The organism is Leptolyngbya sp. FACHB-711 (assembly GCF_014695615.1).
Classification (GTDB): domain Bacteria; phylum Cyanobacteriota; class Cyanobacteriia; order Elainellales; family Elainellaceae; genus Leptolyngbya_A.
The window spans coordinates 1-6,947 of the sequence record NZ_JACJOR010000524.1 but is presented as its reverse complement, the minus strand read 5'-3'; the positions used below and the strand labels follow the sequence as shown (position 1 = coordinate 6,947).

At 51.7% G+C, this 6,947-nt stretch carries 5 protein-coding genes; 4 read left to right on the top strand and 1 reads right to left on the bottom strand.

Annotated elements, in window-relative coordinates; translation table 11 throughout:
- The first annotated feature begins 49 nt into the window (after nucleotides 1-49).
- The 4 genes from H6F80_RS25720 (at nucleotide 50) to H6F80_RS25705 (ending at nucleotide 5,059) form a co-directional block, all read left to right on the top strand.
- Entirely contained in the window at nucleotides 50-1,924 is a 1,875-nt protein-coding gene (locus H6F80_RS25720) for a response regulator (protein WP_190794362.1), read from the top strand.
- A gap of 77 nt (nucleotides 1,925-2,001) precedes the next feature.
- Nucleotides 2,002-2,448, top strand: coding sequence for a response regulator (locus tag H6F80_RS25715; RefSeq protein WP_190794361.1), 447 nt, complete (start codon nucleotides 2,002-2,004; stop codon nucleotides 2,446-2,448).
- 251 nt (nucleotides 2,449-2,699) lie between these two features.
- Nucleotides 2,700-4,478 carry an ATP-binding protein gene (locus H6F80_RS25710; RefSeq protein ID WP_190794360.1) on the top strand — a complete coding sequence of 593 codons (1,779 nt, stop codon included), beginning with the start codon at nucleotides 2,700-2,702 and terminating at the stop codon, nucleotides 4,476-4,478.
- A gap of 200 nt (nucleotides 4,479-4,678) precedes the next feature.
- Nucleotides 4,679-5,059 carry a response regulator gene (locus H6F80_RS25705; protein WP_190794359.1) on the top strand — a complete coding sequence of 127 codons (381 nt, stop codon included), beginning with the start codon at nucleotides 4,679-4,681 and terminating at the stop codon, nucleotides 5,057-5,059.
- 216 nt (nucleotides 5,060-5,275) lie between these two features.
- Here the strand turns inward: H6F80_RS25705 and H6F80_RS25700 are convergent.
- On the bottom strand, nucleotides 5,276-6,947 hold a 1,672-nt coding region (locus tag H6F80_RS25700; protein WP_190794358.1), incomplete at its 5' end, for a GAF domain-containing sensor histidine kinase.

Here is a 6,947-nt window from a genome sequence, read left to right as displayed (position 1 = left end):
CCGATTGCTTATGGGCTAAAGAAGCGCGTTGGTTAAAAAAGAGGTGAGCGTGAGAGTTCTATTGGTCGAGAGTGACGAGAAGACAGGCGCAACGATAACGCTGGCATTAACTAACCGTCAGTTTTCGGTTGATTTGACTGCGGATAGTCGGACGGGAATGCAAATGGTGCAAACCTACGACTATGACCTGCTCGTGCTCGATGCCGAGTTGCCAGATATGGACGGCATTAGTCTGTGTCGAAATCTTCGATCGCAGAACTACCAGATGCCAATTTTGCTGCTGACATTGCGAGATGGGAGCCGCCGACGGGTGATGGGCCTCAACGCGGGCGCAGATGACTGTCTGGATAAGCCCTTTGATCTAACCGAGTTTATCGCCCGGGTACAGGCATTGCTGCGGCGACGGCAGGTCAACTTTACCCCCACTTTGCACTGGGGCGCACTGCAACTCTTGCCCGCTCTGCGTCAGGTGACGTGGGAAGGCATGCCGCTCAACCTTACTGCGAAAGAATTTAGCCTGCTTCAGCTTTTTCTGGAGAATCCGCTGCGAATCTTTAGCAAAGACGTGATTCTCGATCGCCTCTGGAATGCTTCAGAAGCTCCAGGTGAAGGAACCGTCGCCTCCCATGTCAAAGGACTGCGGCAAAAGCTCAAGGCAGCCGGAGTCACCGCCGAACCGATCGAAACTATTTATGGATTGGGCTATCGGCTAAATCCGCCCCCTGAAACTGCCCCGATTTCCAACAGTGCTGAGCAAGAGCAGCTTCCTGCTCCTGAATCCATGGAAGGCGATCGCGTGCGGGCGCATCAAGACATCATGGCAGAGCTGGCGCAAGTGCAGGCAGAGCTAAAAGCCAGCCTTCAGGAAGAAGTGGCAGTATTTGAGCAGGTGATCAGCAGCCTGTTTGCCGGAACGCTGGAATTCACTCTGCGCCAGCAAGCTGAACGACAGGCTCACCAGCTTGCCGGAACCCTGGGATCGCTAGGTCTGCTCGAAGGCTCTCAGTCTGCCCGTCAGATCGAGCAGTTGCTTCAAGACGGCGTTTCCCTGGGTTCCACCGAGGCACAGCAGCTTTCTCAGTTGGTGCAGGCGCTCCAGCAAGCCCTGGATGCAACGCCTGCGGTCGCCGTGCCTGTGCCCGTGCCCAAAGTCGCTTCAGGACGGCTACTGGTGATCGATGACGACGTGGTGCTTACCAAGCTATTAAAGCAAGCCGCAAGCACCGCCGGATTTCAGGTGGAAGTGGCAACGACGTTAGCTGAAGGTCGAACTGCGATCGCCCAAATGTCGCCCGATGTGATTTTGCTGGATCTGATCTTCCCCGAAACGACTGAGAATGGCTTCGCGCTGCTGGCTGAGCTGGCTGAGCAAAATTCGGCAGTTCCCGTTGTGGCGTTGACCATGAAAAACAGTCTTGCCGATCGCGTGACCGTGGCGCGGCTGGGTGGTCAGGCGTTTTTGCACAAGCCCATTTCAATCACAGAAGTACTGCGCGTCGTCACCAAAATCATTAATCCGGCTCCCCTGCCCGATGCCCAAGTGCTGGTTGTAGATGATGACTCGACCGTGCTGGAAACGCTGATCGATCTGCTACCACCTTGGGGAATGCAGGTGACAACGCTGGCAGACCCGCAGCAGTTTTGGGAAGTGTTTACGGCAACTGCGCCCGATCTACTGATTTTAAGCGGCTATATGCCAACCTTTAGCGGCATCGAACTCTGTCAGGTGGTGCGGCAAGACCCGCAGTGGGCAGACCTGCCGATTCTGATTTTGACCGCTTACGACGATCCTGACGTGATTCACCAGATCTTTGCAGCAGGGGCAGATGACTTTATCGGAAAGCCGATCGTTCCTCCTGAGCTGATCGCCCGCATTACCCGATGGCTAGAGCGAACTCGCCTGCGAAAACGCAATCGTCCTTGAGTTTAGTTATTAGTCATTGGTCATTGGTCATTGGTTTATTGGTCATTTCTTCCTGCTGCCTACCCCTACTTCGTCCTATGCACGAATCCCGACCCCCGGTTCTGCTTGTCATTGAAGATAGCGATGAGGATTTCGCGATTCTGGAACGGATCGTGGAGCAAGCGTTGAATTTATGTCAGCTCGATCGCTGCGCCACTGGAGATGAAGCAATGGAATACCTGCTGCAACATCAAAGCATTGTGCAAGATCAGGGCAACCATGCGCTTCCTTCGCTGATTTTGCTGGATCTGAGTTTGCCGGGAACCGACGGAACAGAGATTCTCACTCGTGTTAAACAAATCGACTCTCTGAGCGCGATCCCGATCGTTGCGTTATCGGGTGATCTCAACCCCAAGGAAGTCAATTTGCTCTATCAAAAAGGTGTGAGTGGATGTATTGTGAAGCAGGTTGATGGGGCAAAATTCAAAAGAAATATGCAGCTTATGATCGAATACTGGTTTAGTGCGAACAAGCTACCTACTTAGCGATCGCTTGAGGAAATGGTTTCGGAGAATAGTTTAGGAAGATGGCTTAAGGGAGATGGTTAAGGAAATTGTCTGAGGAGCATCAGAGATTTTACATCACCCCTTGAATTCCCCAAATCTGGAGGACTTTGAATTCTAAAAGAGAATTAGTTCTCTGTAAAAGTTGGGCAACTGAGCACTCAGAAAACGATCGCGGTTTAAACAACACCGTAGATTAAAGAATTTTAAATAGAATTTTTAGATAAAGCATGATGATGGGAGATATCCGATCGGTTCTGATTGTCGATGACTGTCTGGAAGACCGGGAACGGTATCGCTGCTGTCTGGCTGAAGATGACCAGCATCGTTATGAAGTGTGGCAGGCAACGTCCGGCACTGAAGGCTTAGCTTGCTGTTCACGCCAACTGCCCGATGCAATCCTGCTGGATAATGTGCTGCCAGATATGACGGGGCTGGAATTTTTGCGTCAGTTTAAGAACCAGTTCAAGAATCAGTTCAAGAGCAAGTCTTCAAGCTTATATTCAGGCCAGCATCCAAGCTCACGTTTAAATTCAGATTCGGATTCATACTCAAATTCATACCCAGATTCAAATCCAAGCCAGAGCTTACCGATTATTTTGCTGGTAGAAAGCGAGACAACTTCGACCGGAGAACTGCTTCGCACAGCGATCGCAGCTTTGAAGCATGGCGCAGCAGATTGTTTGATTAAATGCGAAATCGCGGCTGAGCAATTGCGATCGATCGTGCAGCAGACGACTGCCCAGTTTGCAGAGTGCAGGCAAATTGAACGCGAACACCAGGAAACTCTGTCCCAGCTTCAGCAGGCAAACCAGGCACGTGAACGCCAGGTTGCAGCACAAACTGCTGAGCTAATGCAGACCAAGCAGCAACTTCATCAGGAGTCTGCCGATCGCAAGCGGGCTGAGACATTGCTAAGCCGGAGTGAAGCCGAATTTCGAGTGCTGAGTGAAGCCGCACCGATCGGCATTTTTCGGATTGACATCATGGGAAACTGCACTTATGTGAATCCGCGAGGTCAGGCAATTTGCGGCTATACGCTTGAAGAAGCAATGGGGCTGGGTTGGCAGCGATCGATTCATCCCGACGATCGCAAGCAGCAGTGGTCGAAGTGGCGGATGGCGATGCTCTCTCGTCAGGAATACGCAGACGACATTCGCTATGTGCATAAAGACAGTACAGTCCGGTTTGCGCGAGTAAAAACGGCTCCAATCGTTTCTTCTGGCGAAATTATTGGGCACGTTGGCACGATCGAAGATATTACCGAAGCGCAGGAAATTGAGCAAATCAAGCGAGAATTTTTGTCGATCGTCAGCCATGAGCTAAAAACGCCGCTGGCATCGATTCGAGGTGCGCTGGCTCTGCTTTCAACCGGACTATTTGACGACGAACCAGAAACGGCTCAGGAAGTGCTGGAAATTGCTATCAGCGACACCGAGCGACTGGTGCGACTGGTCAACGACTTACTCGATCTGGAACGGCTGGAATCACGCCAGATTATTTTGGCCCGCCAATGGTGCGATGCTGCCACCCTGATGCAGCGATCGATCGATAGCCTTCTGCCGCTTGCTGAAGAAGAGCAAATTTTTCTCACATTTACGCCGCTACCACAGCAAATTTATGTAGACCTCGATCGCCTGATCCAAATTCTGGTGAATCTGTTGGGCAATGCAATCAAGTTTTCGTCGCCACATCAAAGAGTGCATCTGAGTGCCGCTCTAGTGACGATCGCTGGAAATCCAATGATTCGCTTTCAGGTAAAAGATCAGGGGCGCGGTATTCCGGCCGATAAACTGACGCTGATTTTTGAGCGGTTTCAGCAGGTTCGCTCTACCGACGCGCAACAGCAAGATGGCACAGGGCTGGGGCTGGCGATTTGCCGTAGTCTGGTGCAGCTCCACGGCGGACAAATCTGGGCAGAAAGCACCCTTGGTCAGGGCAGCACGTTCTATTTCACGCTGCCGCTACTGCCGCAAAATCAATCGCCACTCAATTCATCACGATCCAAATGAGTGCAACAAGCAAGGACTCCAGGTAAGTGCCACAGGATTCGTTGCGCTGAAGTTGCGATAAGAGCAAATGAACATTGAATTGATACAGCCCTAGACAAAAATCTAATCCCTCAGAGGGGCGATGTGCTTGTGATCGATCGCTGCTAGTTTAGGTGAGATCTACCCATTGAAATCCCCGTTGTTCGACAGAGCTTGCTCTAATGACAGCAAAGCGAATTCTTCTAATCGATGACGAAAAACGCCTTGCGAGAATTGTTGATGTCTGTTTGAGAAGGCTTGGCGGCTGGAGTGTTTCGATCGCAGGATCGGGAAGCAAAGGACTTTTGCAGGCAGAAGCAGAGCAGCCCGATGCAATTTTGCTGGATGTCATGATGCCCGACATTGATGGACTGCGGTTACTTCAGCAGCTCAAAGCAAACGCTGCAACGCGATCGATTCCGGTAATTTTGCTTACGGCAAAGCTCGATGTGGTCACACCCGCCCAAATTCTGGAGTTTGAGATTGCTGGAGTGATTTATAAGCCGTTTGATCCGTTTAAGCTGGCGGATGAGGTCGCTGAGATGCTGGACTGGCAGATTTAGGGCGGTAAGAATTCTCTTCACCTGGGAATAGATTAGGGATAGGCTAAGCAGACTAACCCGAAGATAGCTAAAGGTTAAGCATCAGTAAACCTTCTAGCAGGCGCGCCAGTTTTCGGGGACGCAATCGCACGCTACTAACTTCGCCAATTTATAAAGACGATCGCCAGAAAGCTTTGGGTGTTTTAGAAGTTCCTCAGTCATCCCAATCGAGCATACTTACGTCGGTAAGGTGAAGAAAAACGTGCTGCCTTTGCCCACCTCAGATTCGACCCAAATCTGCCCGCCGTGCCGCTCAACAATTTTTCGGGCAATTGTTAAACCCGCCCCTGTGCCGCCGCCGTATTTTTTGGGGCTGTGCAGCCGCTTAAAAATGCGAAAGATATTCTCCCGGTGATGGTCTGGAATGCCAATGCCATTGTCACGCACATAAAAAACAAGTTTGGATAGCTTTTCCGATCGCCCCTGACCAATGCCCCCGAAGGGAGAATTGCTTTGCATTGCCGGACAGGATGACGTGATTTCGTCTGTCCAGCCAATCTCAACCAGTTTATCCAGGGTATCGTTGTACTTAATTGCGTTGCTGATCAGATTGCTAAATACTTCGCTCACCTGCACCGGGTCACACTCGATCGTCGGCAGCGGTTTGGGAATTTGAATTCTGACGTTCGATCGCGACAGGCGCAGCACCTCGATCACCGCTTTCACCAGCTCATTCAGGTCAATCTTTTGCAGCTCCAGTTCAACCCGTCCGAGGCGAGAAAAGTGCAGCAGCGTATCGATCAGATCTTCCATGCGCTGGGTTAGTCGCACCAGGGTTTTCAGTTTGGCAACGCCCTCTTCGTCCAACACTTTGGCATAGTCTTCTAGCAAAAAATTTGAGTAGTTGTGAATGCCCCGCAGCGGTTCTTTTAAGTCGTGAGACGCGATGTAGGCAAAGGCATCTAGCTCGTGATTGCTGCGCTGTAGCTCCAAATTAATTCGCGCTAATTCATCGACTCGCCGTAGCACAATGCCAACGATCGCACTTCGCAGTTCCATCACGGTCTCCACTTCGCAGGGCTTCCAGGGTAGCGACTTACCCCTCACCGTTTCTTGCCACAGCGCGAAGGATTTGCGAGGCGAGAGCCGCACGGAGCCGTCCTGCTCGACCTGCACAGGCTTATTGGGATCGCCGCCCCAGTTCACAGTTTGCACGACCTCTGGGCGAAACCACAGAATATAGTTCCGGTTCGTTTTTGAGATGGCTAAGCCGATGAGCCCGCTTGCCATTTGCTGATATCGAGCTGCGTCAGCATAAACCTGCGCCAGGGCATCGGTATAAAACAAATTGTCTTCGACCTGGGTTTCGAGCCATTCCACCAGCGCGGACAAGTCGGCGAGGTCAGGGGTTTGCCCAATCTGCATCCAGCGATCGTCCCAGAGGATTGCCGCGCCTTGGGCACCGACCAGATCCAGCAAATCTGCTGAAGCGTAATCCAGCCCGCTCACCCACTCGCTATGCTGCGAAATTTGCCCAACAAACCGTGCCAGCGTCGATCGCAGCTTCACCTTGTATTCCAGATCTTCATTTTCCTCCTTCACTCCCAGTTCCCAGGAAACCACCTGTCCTAACAATTCGCAGATCGTTCGGACTTCGTAGCTCAGAAACTTGGGCGTATGGTGATGACAGGCAATTAAGCCCCACAGCGTTTTTTGATTCAGCTTGTGGTTCAGCAGCGATACCGACATCGACGCACTCACACCCATACTGTGCAAATATTCCAGATGCACAGGCGAGACGCTCCGCAGCCCAACTAAACTCAGATCTGTGGGGCAATCGGTGACAGGATTCAGCGTCGGAACCAGAGCCGCAGGCTGATAGGCGACATCGGGAATGAGCCGCAGCCCA